Raw genomic sequence first — 17,375 nt, forward strand, 5'->3', positions numbered from 1 at the left:
CGCAATCACACGAGCCCGCCGGAGGGCACATGGCCAAGTTCAAGAAGACCGCGAAGAAGAAGACCGCCGGCTCCCGCGCCAGCGCCGACGACCTGCAGGCGCAGGCCGAGAAGCTGTCGAAGACGCTGAGCGAATCCGCGCAGCAGATCTGGCTCGCCGGTGTCGGCGCATTCGGCCGCGCCCAGGCCGAGGGCACCAAGCTGTTCGAAGGCCTGGTCAAGGACGGCCTGAACCTGGAGCAGACCGCGCGCAGGTTCGCCGGCCACCGCACCACCGTCGTGCGTGACGCCGTCGAGAACCGCGTCGACCAGGCCCGTGAGCGCGCCACCGACACCTGGGACCGGCTCGAAAAGGTCTTCGAGGACCGCGTCCAGCGCGCCCTGACCAGGCTTGGCGTGCCCGGCCGTGACGACCTTGCCGATCTCAGCGACCGCGTCGAGGACCTGACCGCCGAACTGCGCCGCCAGGGCGGCTCGGCGCCGCGCCGCAGCGCCGCGCGCAAGGCCACGGTGCGCAAGTCTGCCGCGCGCAAGGCTGCGGCGAAGAAAGCCCCCGCGAAGAAGGCACCTGCGAAGAAGGCCTCCAAGGCGACGAAGACCGCCAAGCGCGCCACCACGCGCCGGAAGGCCACCCGCAAGACCGTCGCCAAGGGCTGATCCCCGCCCATCCGGCCGCCGCGCCAGTGCGGCGGCCGCTGTTTCGCCCGCCAGCCGTTCAACGACCGTCTGTTTCCCCCTCCCCGTTCGGTTGCAGGCTGGCGGGCTCTTCCCCCCGCATCTTTCGCGCTCGGGTGCGCAGCCGGGGCACGCAGCGATTATCCTTCCGGTCCCCACAGCGGACCGAACCCCGTGACCGAAAGCGCGCACTGGATCATCGCCCTCGCCGTCACCGTCCTGATCGGCATGGCCGGGACCCTCTATTTCCGCCTCGTGGTCATGCGCCGCGATGAAACCGCGGCCGGACTTGCCGCGCTGGCAGCGATGTCCTGGCGCGAGTTCATCCACCTGGTCCTCGATGCGATGGGCCGCCGCGGCTATGCGCGCGTGTTCGACCGCGAAGCACCGTCCGGCGACGACGACTACACCCTCGAACGCGACGGCCGACGCTACCTGCTGTCGTGCAAGCACGGCAGTGCCTTCGTGCTGGGGAGCGGACAGGTCGCCGAACTGGGCAATGCCATCCGCCTGGCCAACGCCACCGGCGGCATCCTCGCCACCCAGGGCGCCATCGCCATGGAAGCGCGGCCGGCGGCAAAGATGCAGCGCATCGAACTGCTCGACGGCCCCGCGCTCTGGCCCGAACTGCGCGACTTGATCGATGCCGAATCGCGCGCCTCCATCCTCGCCGGCGCCGCGACCAGGGCGCGTCAGCGCACGCTGCTGTCATGGCTGCTCGCGCTGGTGGCGGGACTTGCAGTGTTCCTTGCGCTGCCGTCGCCGGCACCCGGCGCGTCGTCGACGGTGGCCGCCCCGGCGCAGCGCAGCGCGCCGGCGCCGGCGCCGGCGAGCGACGCCGCACCCGCGGCCGTGCCGACAGCGGACGACAGCGAGGAAGGGCTCGAACGGCAGCGCACGGACGTTGCCGACGCCGTCTCCACCCTGCCGATGGTGGACCGCGCGGTGTGGTCCACGCAGTCCACCCTGCAGGTCTACCTGCTCGAAACGCAGCCCGACGCCTTCGACGAGATCTGCCCCCTGCTACTGCGTCACGACGCGCTGGCGTCCTCGCGCATACAGCTCACCCCGCCGCCGGGGAGCACCGCGCAGACGCGGTTCCGGCAGTGCAGGAGTTACTGACGCACCACGGCCCGTTGCAGGAGCGGCTTCAGGCGCGAGCTTTTGCACTGTGGACAATGACCGGAAGGCATCGCGGCTGTAGCCGCTCCCACAGGCATTCGAATGGGACCGGCGGACAAACCCGGGGCGCCCGCAACCTCTACCAGTGCACCCCCCGCATCAGCGAGGCGAAGGCGATCTGTTCGCCGCTGGGCTCGGCCTCGCCCTTGAGCGCCTTCTTGTCCCCCCTGGCGGCGGCCGAGTCGGGGAACAGCTCGAACGCGGTGTTCATCACCACTTCGTAGGCCTTCGGCGCCACTGCGTTGATCAGCGCGGCGAAGATGCCCAGCCGGGTGGCGATGCGGCTGGGGCGCTCGATGATCGCCTTGACCAGCAGGTCGGCGGCCTCGTCCGGCGTCAGCGTCGGCACGCTGTCGTACATCTTGGTCGGTGCGATCATCGGCGTCTTCACCAGCGGCATGTTGATCGTCGTGAAGGCGATCCCCTTGCCCGACAGTTCGCCCTGTGCGCAGCGGCTGAACGCGTCCAGCGCCGCCTTCGACGCGACGTAGGCCGCGAACCGCGGCGAGTTGGCCAGCACGCCGATCGAGCTGATGTTGATGATGTGGCCCTTGCGGCGATGGGTCATCGTCGGCATGAAACCCATGATCAGGCGGATGCTGCCGAAGTAATTGAGCTGCATCGTGCGCTCGAAGTCGTGGAAGCGGTCGTAGCTGGCCTCGATCGAACGCCGGATCGAGCGCCCGGCGTTGTTGATCAGCACGTCGACGTGGCCGTGCTCGTCGAGCACCTTCTTCACCAGCCTGTCGCAGTCGGCCATGTCCGACAGGTCCGCCGTGTAGGCGAACACCTTGCCGCCCGCGGCCTTCATTTCGTCGCGCGCCTTGAACAGCTCCTCCTTGCCGCGCGCCACGATCACCGTGGTCGCACCTGCTTCGGCCACGCGCTTGGCGGTCGACAGGCCGATGCCGGACGACCCGCCGGTGATCACGACGACCTTGTTGCGCACCTTGCCCTTGAGCGATCGGTCGATGAACAGGTCCGGGTCCAGGTGCCGTTCCCAGTAGTCCCACAGCCGCCAGGCGTAGTCCTCCAGCCGCGGCACGGCGATGCCGCTGCCCTTGAGCGCGCGCTCGGTCTCGCGGCTGTCGAAGCGCGTGGGATAGGTGATGAACCTGAGCACGCTCCTGGGGATCTTGAAGTCGCGCAGCAGCATGCCGACGAAGCGCCGCACCGGCGGCAGGTTGCCGACCGCGCCGCGGATGCCCGGCGGCACGAAAGCGAACATGCGCGCGTCGATGCGCATCGTCATCTCCGGCGCATGGCCGGCGCGGCAGAAGGTGTTGAGCACCTCGCCCACGCGCATCGGCTCCGGGTCGGTCAGGTGGAAGGTGTGGCCGTCGAGTTTCGGCTTGTGCGCGATGTGGTCCATCGCGTCGGCGACGAAATCCACCGGCACGATGTTGATCCGCCCGCCCTCCAGGCCCAGCGTCGGCATCCACGGCGGCAGCATTTCGCGCAGCTTCTTGATCAGGGTGAAGAAATAGTAGGGCCCGTCGATCTTGTCCATCTCGCCGGTCTGCGAATGGCCGACCACCATGCCCGGACGGTAGATGCGCCACTTGATTCGCTTCTCTTCGCGCACCAGCCCCTCCGAATCGTGCTTGGTGCGCAGATAGGGATCGTCCAGGCCTTCGGCCTCGTCGAACATGTCCTCGCGGAAAATCCCCGGATACAGCCCTGCCGCGGCGATGGAACTCGCGTGGTGGAAGCAGCCGGCCTCGATCGCGGCGGCGAGGTCGAGCGCGTTCTGCGTGCCTTCGACATTCGCCACCCGCTGCACCTCGGCACCGGCATCCAGGTCGTAAATCGCCGCCAGGTGGAAGAAGTGCTTCACCTTGCCCTTGAGCGCGCGCGCCTGCGCGGCCGTCAGCCCGCAGCGCGCGGCGGCCATGTCGCCGTGCAGCACGTTGATGCGCTTGGGATCCCAGCCCATCTTCTTCGCGATGGCGTCGAACTTCTTCTGCGAGTCCTTGCGCACCAGCACGTGGATCGTGCCCTTGCGCCGGAGCAGGTTGGCGACCAGGAAGCGTCCGATGAACCCGGTGGCGCCGGTAACGAAATAGCTCATGTCCTTGCCCTCATGGGATCGCGTCGCACGGCGGCGACCATTGCCGGCCAAAATGCCAGAGCGGCGCGGCCGGGACAATTCCCGCGCCGAAACGGCCGCCCGCAGCCTGTGGGACTGGCTTCAGCCGCGGGCTTTCGGCTTGGCCCTCCCCCTGCGAAGGCGTGGGGAGGTGGGAGGGGGCGCCTGCGGTTCGGGGTGATCCGGAAGATGCCCACTCCCCTGCCCGGGGGAGCAAGAGCTCGCGGCTCCCGCCGCTCCTACAAGAGCCGGGCCGTCGATCGTCATTCCCGCAAAAGCAGAGTCGTTGACCGTCAGCCCCGCGAAGGCCAAGCCGTTGACCGTGGTCCCCGCGCAGGCGGGGTCCAGTCACTCCGGTGCGGGGTGTGCCGGCAAAGGCTCGCGGCTGAAGCCGCTCTTGCAGGGGCACGCGTGCACCGGTTGACCCTCCTTCGCCCGCGTGCTGTCATGCGGGCGTCTTCCGGGAGGTCACCATGTCCGATCTGCAAGCACGCTTCGAACAGGCCAGGCAGGATGTCCAGGGACTGTCCGAACGCCCCGACAACGACACCCTGCTGCGCCTGTACGCGTTCTACAAGCAAGGTTCGGAAGGCGACGTCAGCGGCCCGAAACCGGGTTTCTTCGACTTCGTCGCCACCGCCAAGTACGAGGCCTGGGCCAAGCTCAAGGGCACCACCCAGGACGAGGCCAGGCAGAAATACATCGACCTGGTCGGCAAACTGCGGGGCTGAGCCCTGGAGCCCGCCCCTGCAAGGGGAGGGTTTGGCTGGGGATGGGTTTCCCGCCGGTCGCGCCTGTCGCCCGCAGCAGTACCAAACCCATCCCCATCCCGGCCTTCCCCTTGAAGGGGAAGGAGAAACAAGCAGGACTTCCCCTTGAAGGGGAGGGAGAAACAAGCAGGACTTCCCCTTGAAGGGGAGGGAGAAAAAGCAGGACTTCCCCTTGAAGGGGAGGAAGAAAAAGCAGGCCTTCCCCCTGATGGGAAGGGAGAAAGCAGGCCTTCTCCTCGACGGGGAAGAGACAGGGGAACAGAGAACCCGCCATGGCCCGCGACACCCGCCGCCGCATCCTCGACTGCTCGCTTGCGATGTTCAATGCGCAGGGCGAGCCGACGGTCACCACCAACCACATCGCCGACGAGCTGGAGATCAGCCCCGGCAACCTGTACTACCACTTCCGCAACAAGGACGACATCATCGAGCAGCTCTTCGCGCGCTTCGATGCGCGCATGGACGATGCTCTGGCGGCGCCGGACGGCCGCCTGCCCAACCTCGAGGACATCTGGCTGCAGTTGCACCTGGTGTTCGAGTGCATCTGGGACTACCGCTTCCTGTACCGCGACCTGGTCGAGATCCTCAGCCGCAACCGCCGCCTGCGCGTGCGCTTCGCGCGCATCCTCAAGCGCGCCGACGACAACGCACACGCCGTGATGCGCGGCCTTTCCCAGGCCGGCGTAATGCGCGCCTCGGCGGCCGAACTGGACGCCGCGGCCACCAACATCCTGGTGCTGGCCACGTTCTGGCTCAACTACGCCGCCGTGCGTGGCGACAAGGACGAAAACGCCGCCATCCGCGACGGCATCGTGCAGGTGATGATGCTGCTGGCCCCGTTCCTGCGCGACGCCGAGCGCGTGCACCTGAACACCCTGACCCAGGCGTACATCGACTGACGCCCGGGCCGTCACGACCCGGATGGCCCCTGCTGCCCCTTGCCAGCCGCGCCGCGTCGGGCAATGCTCGACGCACCGATCAGACAGGACGCGATCATGGCTTCGAAGACCTCCTGGGCCGCATTTCCGCACGACGCCAGGGCCTTTGCCTACGCCGGCGACGCATTGAAGAAGGCATGGCCGAAACTGCACGCCGGCGACTGCGAGCCCTTCCCCGACGACAAACGCGCCGCCACGCTGCTCAAGGCGGCCGGCAAGGCCGCGCCGAAGCTGGACGCCGCCGCGCTCGCAACCGCGCTGCAGGACGCCTGGCGCGCTTTCCATGCGGGCGACTTCAAGGCCGCCTTCGACGCTGGCAGTGCGCTCGGACCGGTAGGCACCTCGGTGGCGGTGAAAGCGATCGGCATCCACGCCAGCTATCTCGTCGACGCCGAGGCCGAGCAGCTCAAGCGCTTCGAACAGGCTGCCAAGCTGGCCGAAGCCGCGATCAAGGCGCTGCCTGGCGAGGCCAACAGCCACTACCGGCACGCCTTCGCGCTGGGCCGCTACAGCCAGGGGCTGTCGGTTGCCAAGGCGCTCAAGCAGGGCATCGCCGGCAAGGTACGCGAGTCGCTGGACAGCGCGCTTGAACTCGCGCCCAAACACGCCGAAGCGCACACCGCGCTGGCCCTGTACCACGCCGAGATCATCGGCAAGATCGGCGCGATGATCGGCGGCCTGACCTACGGCGCCAAGGCTGCCGAGGCCGAATCGCACATCAAGGCCGCGCTCAAGCTCACCCCCGACTCTCCCATTGCCCACATCGAGCACGGCAACATCCTGATGCTGCTGCACGGCGAAAAAAAGGAAGACGCCGCCGCAGCCGCATACGAAAAGGCCGCAAAGCTCAAGCCGCGCGATGCCATGGAGGCCCTGGACGCGGCCTACGCAAAGTCGCAGCTCGAGTGACGGCACCACTCCGGCACGCTTGTGCCTGCGCGCTCCTGTAGGAGCAGCTTCAGCCGCGAGCTTTTGCCGTCGCCCGCGCCGAAGCCACTGGATGACCAGCCTTAGGCTGTTGCAAAGCGCTTCCTGCCGACGCGGGGATGACGAACTCCCCCTCAGGCCCTCCCAATCAACCCCCGCTTCATCGCCAACAGCCGCAACTCATAATCCGACGTCAGCCTGAGTTTGGTGTAGATGTTCGTCCGGTGCGCATACGCCGTCTTGGCGTTGATGCCGACCGTCGCCGCCACCCGGGCGACCGAATGCCCGCGGGCCAGCAGGAGGAAGACCTGGGCTTCGCGTTCGGTCAGCTCGGGCAGCTCGCTGTGGCCTTCCTGCATGCCGTCGGCTTCGAAATCGCGCACGTCGGTGCCCAGGTAGGTTTCGCCCCGGCCGACGGCGCGGATGGCGTCCACCAGTTCGTCCGGCGCCGAGCTCTTGGTGACGAAGCCGCGCGCACCCGCGGCGATGGCGTCTTGCACGTACAGCGCGCCGTCATGCATGGTCAGCACTACGATCGCCAGATCCGGCCGCTGGGCGAGCAGGTGCCGTAGCATGACCAGGCCGTCGCCGTCCGGCAGGGACAGGTCGAGCACCAGCACGTCGCAGGTGGAGTGCAGCATCCACGCCGCCAGCTCCTGCGCGCTGCCCACCTCGGCAATGACTTCCCAGCCGGGCTCGAGCTCGAGCAGCTGGCGGAAGCCGGACCGCACGATGGGGTGGTCATCGACCAGGACAATGCGCAGTGTCGACATCCAATCCGCCGCCCGAACTTCCCGAAAACGCCACCATTGAAACGCAATCGCCATGGTGGCGTCGACCTGCGGTGATCGGGCTGGCCCTGTACCCCGCCGCATGGATGGCGCTGCTCGCGGCTTCCAGCACGCTGTGGTTCCTGCCCGCGGGCCTGCGCCTGGGCACGCTGTGGCTGCTGCCGCGGCGGCTGTGGCCGGTAATGGCGGGGGTCGAGGTCGCCACCCTGCTCGCGTGGAACGCGATCGGACTGGACTACGCCAACCCCGTCAACCTGGTGCTCGGCGCCGTCCTGCCCTGGTGCGTCTATGCGACGGTGCTGCGCGGGATCGGCCGCCACGGCCGCGGAACGCCGGCCGTCAAGGCGCTGCCGCGGCTGTTCGCGGTGGCGTTCGTCGCGGCCGTGTTCAACAGCATCCTGCTGACCGCGATCGACCTCGACGACAGTGGCATGCTCGGCGCCGGGCTCCCGGCCACATTGGTGTCGTTCGCGCTGGGCGACTTCGCCGGCAGCGTGCTGCTGGTGCCGATCATGCTGGCGCTGGCCGAACAGGTCGGACCGAAGCGTCACCCGTGGCCCGAACTGGCCGCCTGGGGCGTGGCCGTGGCGCCGGCCGCGATCGTGCTCGCGCTGGCGCTGCTGCCCGCCATCGAAGCCCCGATCTACCCGCTGGCGATGGCCCTGCTGCCGCTGTTCCTGCTCGCGCATCGCTACGGATGGCGGGCCACCGCCGTCGCGTACGGGCTGCTGTGCGTGACCCTGATCGTGGTGCCGCTGCCGTTCGCCAGCGCCCTTCAGCCTGGCCAGCTGCCGCTGCTGATGGGCATGGCCGGCTGCGCGGCGCTGCTGCTGGGCGTGGCCACCGATGCCCTGCGCACGCAGCGCCGGGAGATGGACGAGATCGTGCGTGCCCTGCGCCGGCGCGGCGTCGAACTCACCCTGGCCGCCAATCGCATGGCGGTGCTGCAGGAACAGGAACGCCGCCGCATCGGCGTGGAACTGCACGACCAGATCGGCCAGGACATGACCGCCATCGCCACGCGCCTGCGCATCGTGGAACTCACCGCGTCCAACCCGGAAGTACTCAAGGGCCTGTCGTCGATCAGCAGCCTGATCACCAGCGCCCACGGCCACCTGCGCGAGGTGATCGACAAGCTGCACCCGGCGGTGCTCGACCGCTTCGGCCTGTCGCGCGCCATCGCAGCGGGTCCGTTCCTGGAACTGCTGCGCGACCACGGCGTGCTCTACACCAGCCGCGTCCAGGGCCGCGTCGACCAGCTGCCCGACAACATCGCCTCCGCCCTGTACCGCATCTGCCAGGAAGCGGTCACCAACGGCGCCCGCCACGGCTGCGGCGGCCGCATGCACATCCGCCTGGTGCTGCTGCCCTCGCCCGCCGCCTCCGAGCTGATCCTGGAAATCGAAGACCACGCCGGCGCCATCGCCGTCGACCCCGAGCGCCCCGGCCGCGGCCTGCTCAACATCCGCGACCGCGCCGACGCCATCGACGCCGACTACCGCTTCAATCCGGACAGCGGCATGCCACGGCACTGGGTGCACCTGTGGGTGCGGCTGCCCGATGAGGAGCTGGAACCCTGATCCCAGGCCCCGGGCCCGAAACGGAAAAGGCCACCCCTGAGGGTGGCCCGTGCGTCCGATGGTGGGCGGTACAAGGTTCGAACTTGTGACCCTTGCCGTGTGAAGGCAATGCTCTACCGCTGAGCTAACCGCCCGATTCGGGGCGCGAAGTGTATCCGGATGGGGCGCTCGTTGCCAACCCATGCCGGTGGTCGTCCGCGTCCCGGCGGACGGAATCCCACCGCTCCGGCCAGGTCGCCAGCGACGCATCACGGCACCCGGATGCCGCATGGCGTCATCTCCGCCGGTCGCCCCGGGCCCTCAGGAAGCGATCCCTGTCCGGCACGGGACTTGCATCACTGTCGGCATGGCAATGGCTTCCGGGAGGCATTCATGGAACGCGAGCTGTTTTCGATCGAGCAGTCGGCACGCGGCTGGGTGGTCCACACCGTCAACGGCGGCAACGAGCCGCCTGATCCGACGCCGCTGCAGGCGCTGGAACACGCCGAGCGCCTGGCCTGCGCCCGGCACAACAGCACCGGCCGCCCGACCGGGGTCAAGGTGAGGATGCGCTGCGGCGATACGGTGCTGGTGGCCTGCCACGGCTGAGCGGCAAGGAGCGGGTTTCCGCCGCGCCACGCGCTGTTCGCAGGGCGCTGTTGCAGGAGCGGCTTCAGCCGCGAGCTTTTTGCTGCGAGGCACCGCCAAAGCCACTGGATTCCCGCATGCGCGGGGATAACGGTCGGGGCTTGGGACAACGATCGTGGCCGATGGTGACCATTGGGACGGAATGACAATCGCGGCGGGCGTGACGACCGGGAATGTTCCCGCCCCAACGATCGTGACCGGTCCCGCCCCTACCGGTTCTTGACCTCCCGCATCGCCAGCACCCGGTCCGGTGCGACGAACGAATCGCTGCGTGCCGCCGACCAGAAATTGCGGAACACCGCGTGCTCGGGCATGCGTTCGAGCAGTTCGCCCGGATCCAGGAAGCGGTACAGCGCGGCCAGCGAGCGGACCTCCGTGCGCGAGACGCGGCGCAGGATGTGTTCGGGCCCGAGCTGTCGCGGATGCTCCAGCCCGGCGGCGCACAGCAGGTCGCGCAGCGCCTTGACGGTGTTTTCGTGGAACTGGAACACGCGCGTGGCCTTGTCCGGCACGTCGAGCCGGCGCCAGCGCTTCGGGTCCTGGGTGGCGATACCGGTCGGGCAGCGGTCGGTGTGGCAGCTCAGCGACTGGATGCAGCCCAGCGCGAACATGAAGCCACGCCCGGCATTGCACCAGTCCGCGCCCATCGCCATGGTGCGGGCGATGTCGAAGGCGCTGGTGATCTTGCCTGCGGCGCCAACGCTGATCCGGTTGCGCAGCCCCACGCCCACCAGCGTGTTGTGCACCAGCATCAGTGCCTCGTGCATCGGCAGGCCGACGTGGTCGATGAATTCCGCCGGCGACGCACCGGTGCCGCCCTCGGCGCCGTCGACGACGATGAAGTCCGGCAGGATCCCGGTTTCCTGCATCGCCTTGGCGACGGAGAACCATTCCCACGGATGGCCGATCGCCAGCTTGAATCCGGTCGGCTTGCCGCCGGACAGCTCGCGCAGGCGGGCGACGAATTCCAGCAGCCCCACCGGCGTGGAAAACTCCGAATGCCGCGACGGGGAAATGCAGTCCAGCCCCTCGGGCACGCCACGGGTGATCGCGATCTCGTGGCTGACCTTCGGCCCCGGGAGCACGCCGCCGTGGCCCGGCTTGGCGCCCTGCGACAGCTTGACCTCGATCATCTTCACCTGCGGCTCGTGCGCGTTGGCGACAAAGCGCTCTTCGCTGAAACGCCCGTCATCGCCGCGGCAGCCGAAATAGCCCGAGCCGATTTCCCACACCAGGTCGCCACCATTCTCGCGGTGGTAGGGCGAAATCGATCCCTCGCCGGTGTCGTGGTAGAAATTGCCGCGCCTGGCGCCGGCATTGAGCGCGCGGATGGCGTTGGCCGACAGCGAACCGAAGCTCATCGCCGAGATGTTGAACACGCTGGCGTCGTAGGGCTGCGCCGTGTCCGTGCCGATGCGGACGCGGAAATCGTGCGAGGGGATCGTCGTCGGCAGCAGCGAGTGGTTGATCCACTCGTAATCAAGGCCGTAGACGTTGCGCTCGGTACCGAAGGGCACCACGTCGATCACGTTCTTCGCGCGCTGGTACACGAGTGCGCGCTGGCGCCGCGAAAACGGCACTTCCTGCAGGTCTTCCTGGATGAAGTACTGGCGGATCTCCGGCCCGATCGACTCCAGCGCGTAGCGCAGGTGCGCGAGGATCGGGTAGTTGCGGCGCAGCGTGGTGCGCGTCTGCAGCATGTCCCAGGTCCCCAGCAGCGCCAGCGCGCCGAAGATGCCCAGCGGCCAGCGCCAGGCGGGATGCTGCAGTGACATCCACGCCGAAAACAGCGTCAGGATGATGCAGGCGATGTACAGGAAGTAACGCGACATGCGGCTGGCCTTGGCTTGCGGTCGCCGGCCATTGTTGCAGACGCCCGCCACGCGGCGCGACGTTTCCCGGCCGACCGCATGCCTGCCGGCACGTGGACGTCGATGGAAGCGCGTGGTGCCCGGAGTCGGAATCGAACCGACAAGGCCTTGCGGCCGGCGGATTTTAAGTCCGCTGCGTTTACCAGTTTCGCCACCCGGGCGGTGGGCCGAACCGGCCGGGGCCGGTGCGCGGGATGATCGCAACTCTCGCGGCAGAGGGGAAATGGCGGTCCGGCATAACGCCCGCCGCCGATCCCGGACGCGACAAGGCCCGCCGGAAGCGGGCCCTGTACGGAAAGATGGAGGCCTGGGTCGGAATTGAACCGGCGTACGCGGCTTTGCAGGCCGCTGCATAACCACTCTGCCACCAGGCCGGTGACGCATTGGTCCAGGTGACGATACCCGGATCGCGGACCATGCGCGACGATTGCGCGCGGTCCGGAAAGACGAAACCCCGGCAGTGCCGGGGTTTCGCTGAATCTGGAGCGGGAAACGAGACTCGAACTCGCGACCCCGACCTTGGCAAGGTCGTGCTCTACCAACTGAGCTATTCCCGCGGAGGAGCCGGAATTTTACCGTCGCGTTCGGAACTGTCAACAGGAATTCCTTCCCCGGCACGCAAAACGGGCCACGCGGCGCGCAAATAGGCGAAACCTGACCACAGCGTGAGCAGCGCCGCGACCGCCAGCAGCCAGTCCCCAACGTGGAAAACCAGGTCGCGCATGAACAGATCATGCCGGGGCAGGCGGTCCGGCGAGACCGAGTACAGCAGGCACAGCAGCGCCACCATCTGCGCCACGGTCTTGATCTTGCCGATGGTGGCGACCTTGACCCGCGCCCGCTGGCCCAGCTCGGCCATCCATTCGCGCAGCGCCGACACCGCGATTTCGCGGCCGACGATCACCGCCGCCCACAGCGCCATCCACGCCGTGGGGTGGCCCTGGACGATCAGGAACAGCGCCACGGCGACCATCAGCTTGTCGGCCACCGGGTCGAGGAAGGCGCCGAATGCCGAATACTGGTGGTAACGACGCGCGATCCAGCCGTCCAGCCAGTCGGTCACCGACGCCAGCGCGAACACCGTGGTGGCGGCCAGGTTGGTCCACTTGTAGGGCAGGTAGAACACCAGCACCAGCACCGGGATCATCAGGATCCGCAGCAGGGTCAGCCATGTGGGGATGGTCAGCTTCATAACGCCCTTCAGTCCGGCCGGCGTTCGATGCCCGGCCCTTGCAACCCGTGCAGTGTGGCGTAAATCCGCCTGGCAAGCTCGGAACTGATGCCTTCGACGTGCGCGATCTGGTCCGCACTTGCGTTCTTCAGGCCGCCCAAACCGCCGAAATGCCGCAGCAGCGCGGAGCGGCGGCGCGGGCCGATGCCGGGAATGTCCTCGAGCCGGCTGCTGTTGCGCGCCTTCTGCCGGCGGCCGCGGTGGCCGGTGATGGCGAAGCGGTGTGCCTCGTCGCGCACCTGCTGCACCAGCTGCAGGCCCGGCGAGGCGGCGCCCGGGTGCAGTTCGCGCCCGTCCGGCAGCAGCAGGGTCTCGTCCCCGGCCCGCCGCGCCTCGCCCTTGGCCACGCCGACCAGCAGCGGGCCGCTGATGCCCAGTTCGGTGAGCACGTCCCGCGCCTGTGCCACCTGCCCCGCGCCGCCGTCGATCAGCAGCACGTCGGGCATCACACCGTCTTCTTCGACCGCGCGGCGGAAGCGGCGCAGCAGCGCCTGGTGCATGGCCGCGTAGTCGTCGCCCGGCTCGACCCCGGCGATGTTGTAGCGCCGGTACTGGCCGCGCACCGGGCCTTCGGCATCGAACACCACGCACGATGCCACCGTGGCCTCGCCCATGGTGTGGCTGATGTCGAAGCACTCGATCCGCTGCGGCAGCTCGTCCAGGCCGAGCATGTCGCGCAGCGATTCGGCGCGCTCGCGCTGCGCGGCCTGGCTGCCCAGTTCGGTGGCCAGGGTCATCGCGGCGTTGCGGCTGGCGAGGTCGAGATAGCCGGCGCGATCGCCGCGCACGCTGGTCTTGACCTGTACCCGGTGCCCGGCGGCGGCACCCAGCGCCTCCTGCAGCAGGTCGGCGTCCTCGATGTCGCGGTCGAGGATGATCTCGCGCGGCGGCGGTTGTTCGGCGTAGTACTGCGAGACGAACGCGGCCAACACTTCGGCCGGACTGTCGCTGCCGTTGGTTTTCGGGAAGAACGGGCGCGTGCCCAGGTTGCGGCCGTCGCGGAAGGCCAGCAGCAGCACGCAGGCGCGGGTGCCCTGCATCGCGCAGGCCAGCACGTCCATGTCGGCCGCCTGCCCTTCCACGTACTGGCGCGCCTGCAGCTTGCGGATCATCGCCACCTGGTCGCGCAGGCGCGCAGCCTCTTCGAAGTCCAGACGCTCGCTGGCGGCTTCCATGGCGTTCGTGAGTTCGTCGCTGAGCTCGTCGCTGCGGCCTTCGAGGAACAGCGTCACCCGGCGCACGGCCTCTGCATACTCGTGCGCCTGCACCAGCCCGACGCACGGCGCCGTGCAGCGGCCGATCTGGTACTGCAGGCACGGCCGCGAGCGGTTGCGGAACACGCTGTCCTCGCAGCTGCGCAGCTTGAACAGCTTGTGCAGCAGGTTGAGCGTCTCGCGCACCGCCACCACGCTGGGGTACGGGCCAAAGTAGCGCCCCGGGATGCTGCGCGCGCCGCGGTGCAGGCCGATCCGCGGCCACGGTTCCTGCGTCAGCAGCACGTAGGGATAGCTCTTGTCGTCGCGCAGCAGCACGTTGTAGCGCGGCTTGAGCGACTTGATCAGCTGGTTCTCCAGCAGCAGCGCCTCGGCCTCGCTGCGGGTCACCGTCACGTCCATGCGCGCAACCTGGGCCAGCATGGCCATCGTCCGCGCCGGCTTGGGCGTGCTGTTGAAGTAGCTGGCGACGCGGTTCTTCAGCGCCCGCGCCTTGCCGACGTAAAGCACGCCGTCGTCGGCTGCGAACATGCGGTAGACGCCCGGCGCGGTGCTCAGCCCGCGGGCGAAGGCCTTGCCGTCGAAGGTGTGGTTCGGCGCAGTCATCGACCACACAACGTGAGGGCCGCGGCGGCCCGGCGCAAGCCCGGCGGCCGGTCAGCGCCGGAACAGGCCGCCCCTGCCCCGCCGGCGGTCATTCGCCGATGGGAACGTGGCGCAGCGTCCCGTTCTGGGTGTCCAGGCGCAGCACGGCGTGCGCGTCGGTGTCGGCAATCCAGACCACGCGATCGGCCACGGCCAGCCCGGACGGCGCGTGCAGCGGCTGCGGCAGTGGCCAGGTAGCCAGTTCGCCGCCGCCCAGGCGCAGCGTACGCAGCGCGTCGTTGCCGCTGTCGGCGATCCACAGCACCGGCGAATCGGGGTCGAGTGCGATGGCCTGTGGCTGCTGCAGGCGCGCCTCCACGCGCACGCCGTCGGCGTTGCCGAAGTTCCAGGCGTTCTCGCCCACCAGGGTGGTGACCTGCGCGCTGCGCACGTTGGCGCTGCGGATCGCCGAACCTGCGCCGTCGCAGACGTAGAGCACCTGCTGCACCGTCGCCAGCCCCACCGGCTGCGCGAACTGCGCGCGCGTGCCATTGCCGTCTGCCACGCCCAGCGCGCCGGAGCCGGCCAGCAGCCGCAGCTCCTGCTTGCCCAAGTCGTACATCCAGATGCAGTTGTCGCCGGCGGTGGCGATGTACATCGCGTCGGCGCCGAGCGCCACCGCGCGCGGCTGGTCCAGCGCCACGGCGCGCGGGTCGGTGATCACGCCCTCGACCGGCCTGCCGGGGCGGCCGGCGCCGCAGACAGTGTCGATATCGCCGGTGCGCAGCTGGATCCGGCGCACGGCGTGGTTGCCGCTGTCGGCCACGTAGAGCATGTCGCGCTGCAGGCAGATGCCCTGCGGGCGGTTGAACGCCGACAGCTCCATCGGACCGTCGATGAAACCCGGACCGCCGCTGCCGAACTGCCGCAGCACCCGCCCGCCGTGGTCGCACTCGAGCACGCGGTGGTGGCCGCTGTCGGCCACGTACAGGTAATTGGCGTTGACCGCGATCCCGACCGGGAAGCGCAGCGGTAGCAGCGGCTCGCGCATCGGACGCACGTCAATCGGCGCGGCATTGCGCGAGCGCGGCACGACCGCATCGTTGAGCGCGGCCACCGCGGCGTCGAGCTCGCGCACCTGGCCGTCGCCGACCCAGCGTTCGCGGATGCGGCCTTCGCCGTCGATCAGCACCACCGTCGGCCACGCTTCGATGCCGTACTGCTGCCACAGTGTCCAGTCCGGGTCGTGCACGATCGGGAAGTCGAGCTTCTGCCGTGCCAGCCGCTTGGCCACCCGGCGCGCGTCGCGCTCGTGGTCGAAGCGCGGCACGTGCACGGCCACCACGTTGAGCCGCTCGCCGTGGCGGGCGCGCAGGTGGGCCAGCTCACCCAGGCGCTGCTGCGACCAGGCCGAGCCGGCGTTGATGAACGCCATCGCGCAGACCTTGCCGCGCAGCTGCGCCATGCGCAGCGGCTCGGCCAGGTTCAGCCATTCCAGGGACTGCGGGAATTCCGGGGCGATGGTCTGGTCCATGGGCCTGTCGTGATTCCGTGGCGAGGCCCCGGATTATGCGTCAATCCGCGCGGCCGTCGCCCCGCAGCCGTTCCACCGCGGCCAGGGCGGCCGCATCGACCTGCGCCCAGACCTGCTCGAAGTGGTCTTCGCCGCCGGTGTAGGGGTCAGGAATCGGCCCGGACAGCCCCGCCCAGTCCATGAAGAGGCGGCTGCGCCCGCGGGCGCTGGCCGGTGCCAGCGCGCGCACGTCGCGCAGGTTGGAATCGTCGGCGCACAGCAACCAGTCGAACTCGTCGAAGTCGCGCACGGACAGCTGGCGGGCACGCAGGCCGCCGATGTCGACGCCGTGGCGGCGCGCGGTGGCGATCGCGCGCTTGTCGGGCGGCTGGCCGACGTGCCAGTCGCCGGTGCCGGCCGAATCGACTTCGACCCGCGTCTCCAGGCCCGCCTCGCGCAGCCGCGCGCGCAGCGCGCCCTCGCCCATCGGCGAACGGCAGATGTTGCCCAGGCACACCACCAGCAGGCGCTGCGGCTCAGCCATTGCGGGATTCCTGCAGGTGTCGTTCGGCGCGCGCGAGGTCCTCCGGGGTGTCGACGCCGGGCGGGAACGGCTCTGGCGTCAGCGCCACCGCGATGCGGTGCCCGGCTTCGAGCGCGCGCAGCTGCTCCAGCGCCTCGATCTGTTCCAGGCGCCCCGGCTGCATCTGCGCGAAGCGGCGCAGGAAGCCGGCGCGGTAGCCGTAGATGCCGATGTGGCGCAGCCAGTGGCCGCCTTCCGGCAGCCGGGCGCGGTCGCGGGCGAAGGCGTCGCGCGGCCACGGGACCGGCGCACGCGAGAAGTACAGCGCATGGCCGTCGGCACCGCGCACCAGCTTGACCACGTTGGGGTCGAACAGGTCGCCGGCGTCGTCGATGACGGCCGCGAGCGTGCTCATCGGCGCGCCGGAGGCCGCCAGCGTCGCCGCCACCGCCTCGATCCCGGCCGCGGGCGCGAAGGGTTCGTCGCCCTGCAGGTTCACGACCAGGGTGTCGTCGTCCCAGCCGGCGATGTCGGCGCATTCGGCGAGGCGATCGGTACCGGAGGCGTGGGCTTTTGAAGTGAGCGCGACCTGTACGCCGCAGCCGTCGAGCGCCTGCACGATGCGCTCGTCGTCGGCAGCCACCCACACCTCGCGCGCCCCCGCCGCCAGCGCACGGCGCGCGACGTGCAACACCAGCGGCTCGCCGCCCAGCGGACGCAGCGGCTTGCCCGGCAGGCGCGAGGCATCGAAACGGGCGGGAATGGCGACGACGAAATCGGAGATGGTCATGCGGTCGATTCTAGCGGCCAATCCGGACAGGCTTTGTAGGAGCGGCTTCAGCCGCGAACTTTTCGGTCTT

The 17,375-nt window shown here is 69.2% G+C and carries 15 protein-coding genes and 4 tRNA genes; 7 read left to right on the forward strand and 12 right to left on the reverse strand.

Going from position 1 to position 17,375, the window contains the following annotated elements:
• Positions 1-29 precede the first annotated feature (29 nt).
• Together ABD679_RS05660 and ABD679_RS05665 are read left to right on the forward strand one after the other, a co-directional pair.
• A complete protein-coding gene (locus tag ABD679_RS05660; RefSeq protein WP_344758978.1) occupies positions 30-656 on the forward strand; it encodes a phasin family protein in 627 nt (208 codons plus the stop codon).
• A 192-nt stretch (positions 657-848) separates the two neighbouring features.
• Positions 849-1,796 carry a restriction endonuclease gene (locus tag ABD679_RS05665; RefSeq protein WP_344758979.1) on the forward strand — a complete coding sequence of 316 codons (948 nt, stop codon included), beginning with the start codon at positions 849-851 and terminating at the stop codon, positions 1,794-1,796.
• A 139-nt stretch (positions 1,797-1,935) separates the two neighbouring features.
• Here ABD679_RS05665 and ABD679_RS05670 read toward each other — a convergent pair whose 3' ends face one another.
• Positions 1,936-3,927: an SDR family oxidoreductase gene (locus tag ABD679_RS05670; RefSeq protein ID WP_344758980.1), complete on the reverse strand. Its 1,992-nt coding sequence runs from the start codon at positions 3,925-3,927 to the stop codon at positions 1,936-1,938.
• A gap of 491 nt (positions 3,928-4,418) precedes the next feature.
• Between ABD679_RS05670 and ABD679_RS05675 the strand changes: the two genes are divergently transcribed.
• The 3 genes from ABD679_RS05675 (at position 4,419) to ABD679_RS05685 (ending at position 6,562) form a co-directional block, all read left to right on the forward strand.
• Positions 4,419-4,676: an acyl-CoA-binding protein gene (locus tag ABD679_RS05675; RefSeq protein WP_344758981.1), complete on the forward strand. Its 258-nt coding sequence runs from the start codon at positions 4,419-4,421 to the stop codon at positions 4,674-4,676.
• A gap of 311 nt (positions 4,677-4,987) precedes the next feature.
• A complete protein-coding gene (locus ABD679_RS05680) occupies positions 4,988-5,614 on the forward strand; it encodes a TetR/AcrR family transcriptional regulator (RefSeq protein WP_344758982.1) in 627 nt (208 codons plus the stop codon).
• Positions 5,615-5,710: 96 nt separating this feature from the next.
• Entirely contained in the window at positions 5,711-6,562 is an 852-nt protein-coding gene (locus ABD679_RS05685; RefSeq protein ID WP_344758983.1) for a tetratricopeptide repeat protein, read from the forward strand.
• 152 nt (positions 6,563-6,714) lie between these two features.
• Here the strand turns inward: ABD679_RS05685 and ABD679_RS05690 are convergent, their stop codons facing one another.
• Positions 6,715-7,353, reverse strand: coding sequence for a response regulator (locus ABD679_RS05690; protein ID WP_344758984.1), 639 nt, complete (start codon positions 7,351-7,353; stop codon positions 6,715-6,717).
• On the opposite strand from ABD679_RS05690, the gene ABD679_RS05695 reads away from it, so the two are divergent.
• Positions 7,344-8,951, forward strand: a complete 1,608-nt coding sequence (locus ABD679_RS05695) for an MASE1 domain-containing protein (protein WP_344758985.1) — start codon at positions 7,344-7,346, stop codon at positions 8,949-8,951. The two genes, ABD679_RS05690 and ABD679_RS05695, sit on opposite strands and share 10 nt — an antisense overlap.
• 59 nt (positions 8,952-9,010) lie before the next feature.
• Here ABD679_RS05695 and ABD679_RS05700 read toward each other — a convergent pair.
• Positions 9,011-9,085, reverse strand: a tRNA-Val gene (locus ABD679_RS05700).
• 238 nt (positions 9,086-9,323) lie between these two features.
• Between ABD679_RS05700 and ABD679_RS05705 the strand changes: the two genes are divergently transcribed.
• A complete protein-coding gene (locus tag ABD679_RS05705; protein ID WP_344758986.1) occupies positions 9,324-9,539 on the forward strand; it encodes a hypothetical protein in 216 nt (71 codons plus the stop codon).
• A 248-nt stretch (positions 9,540-9,787) separates the two neighbouring features.
• Here ABD679_RS05705 and ABD679_RS05710 read toward each other — a convergent pair whose 3' ends face one another.
• From ABD679_RS05710 to kdsB, 9 genes are all read right to left on the reverse strand, one after another.
• Positions 9,788-11,410 carry an FMN-binding glutamate synthase family protein gene (locus tag ABD679_RS05710; RefSeq protein ID WP_344758987.1) on the reverse strand — a complete coding sequence of 541 codons (1,623 nt, stop codon included), beginning with the start codon at positions 11,408-11,410 and terminating at the stop codon, positions 9,788-9,790.
• 113 nt (positions 11,411-11,523) lie between these two features.
• Positions 11,524-11,610 (reverse strand) — tRNA-Leu (locus tag ABD679_RS05715).
• Positions 11,611-11,749: 139 nt separating this feature from the next.
• Positions 11,750-11,823, reverse strand: a tRNA-Cys gene (locus ABD679_RS05720).
• Between the two features lie 107 nt (positions 11,824-11,930).
• Positions 11,931-12,006 (reverse strand) — tRNA-Gly (locus tag ABD679_RS05725).
• Positions 11,997-12,641, reverse strand: a complete 645-nt coding sequence (gene pgsA, locus ABD679_RS05730) for a CDP-diacylglycerol--glycerol-3-phosphate 3-phosphatidyltransferase (protein ID WP_344758988.1) — start codon at positions 12,639-12,641, stop codon at positions 11,997-11,999. Before pgsA ends, ABD679_RS05725 begins: the two co-directional genes overlap by 10 nt.
• Before the next feature lie 8 nt (positions 12,642-12,649).
• The gene (uvrC, locus tag ABD679_RS05735; RefSeq protein ID WP_344758989.1) at positions 12,650-14,500 is read right to left on the reverse strand and encodes an excinuclease ABC subunit UvrC; all 1,851 of its coding nucleotides are present in this window, start codon (positions 14,498-14,500) and stop codon (positions 12,650-12,652) included.
• 88 nt (positions 14,501-14,588) lie between these two features.
• Complete coding sequence (locus tag ABD679_RS05740; RefSeq protein WP_344758990.1) at positions 14,589-16,013, reverse strand: redoxin domain-containing protein; 1,425 nt, start codon at positions 16,011-16,013, stop codon at positions 14,589-14,591.
• Positions 16,014-16,053: 40 nt separating this feature from the next.
• Positions 16,054-16,536, reverse strand: a complete 483-nt coding sequence (locus ABD679_RS05745) for a low molecular weight protein-tyrosine-phosphatase (RefSeq protein ID WP_344758991.1) — start codon at positions 16,534-16,536, stop codon at positions 16,054-16,056.
• Positions 16,529-17,299, reverse strand: coding sequence for a 3-deoxy-manno-octulosonate cytidylyltransferase (kdsB, locus tag ABD679_RS05750; protein ID WP_344759142.1), 771 nt, complete (start codon positions 17,297-17,299; stop codon positions 16,529-16,531). Before kdsB ends, ABD679_RS05745 begins: the two co-directional genes overlap by 8 nt.
• Between the last annotated feature and the right edge of the window lie 76 nt (positions 17,300-17,375).

Origin of the sequence: Luteimonas lutimaris (assembly GCF_039537065.1) — a bacterium.
GTDB classification, from domain to species: domain Bacteria; phylum Pseudomonadota; class Gammaproteobacteria; order Xanthomonadales; family Xanthomonadaceae; genus Luteimonas; species Luteimonas lutimaris.

Excerpts from the sequence above, each read along its gene's own strand:
- uvrC (WP_344758989.1), bottom strand. The coding sequence starts at position 14,500 with ATGACTGCGCCGAACCACACCTTCGACGGCAAGGCCTTCGCCCGCGGG.
- ABD679_RS05685 (WP_344758983.1), top strand. The coding sequence starts at position 5,711 with ATGGCTTCGAAGACCTCCTGGGCCGCATTTCCGCACGACGCCAGGGCC.
- ABD679_RS05660 (WP_344758978.1), top strand. The coding sequence starts at position 30 with ATGGCCAAGTTCAAGAAGACCGCGAAGAAGAAGACCGCCGGCTCCCGC.
- ABD679_RS05705 (WP_344758986.1), top strand. The coding sequence starts at position 9,324 with ATGGAACGCGAGCTGTTTTCGATCGAGCAGTCGGCACGCGGCTGGGTG.
- ABD679_RS05710 (WP_344758987.1), bottom strand. The coding sequence starts at position 11,410 with ATGTCGCGTTACTTCCTGTACATCGCCTGCATCATCCTGACGCTGTTT.
- ABD679_RS05745 (WP_344758991.1), bottom strand. The coding sequence starts at position 16,536 with ATGGCTGAGCCGCAGCGCCTGCTGGTGGTGTGCCTGGGCAACATCTGC.
- ABD679_RS05690 (WP_344758984.1), bottom strand. The coding sequence starts at position 7,353 with ATGTCGACACTGCGCATTGTCCTGGTCGATGACCACCCCATCGTGCGG.
- ABD679_RS05740 (WP_344758990.1), bottom strand. The coding sequence starts at position 16,013 with ATGGACCAGACCATCGCCCCGGAATTCCCGCAGTCCCTGGAATGGCTG.
- ABD679_RS05680 (WP_344758982.1), top strand. The coding sequence starts at position 4,988 with ATGGCCCGCGACACCCGCCGCCGCATCCTCGACTGCTCGCTTGCGATG.
- ABD679_RS05670 (WP_344758980.1), bottom strand. The coding sequence starts at position 3,927 with ATGAGCTATTTCGTTACCGGCGCCACCGGGTTCATCGGACGCTTCCTG.
- ABD679_RS05675 (WP_344758981.1), top strand. The coding sequence starts at position 4,419 with ATGTCCGATCTGCAAGCACGCTTCGAACAGGCCAGGCAGGATGTCCAG.
- pgsA (WP_344758988.1), bottom strand. The coding sequence starts at position 12,641 with ATGAAGCTGACCATCCCCACATGGCTGACCCTGCTGCGGATCCTGATG.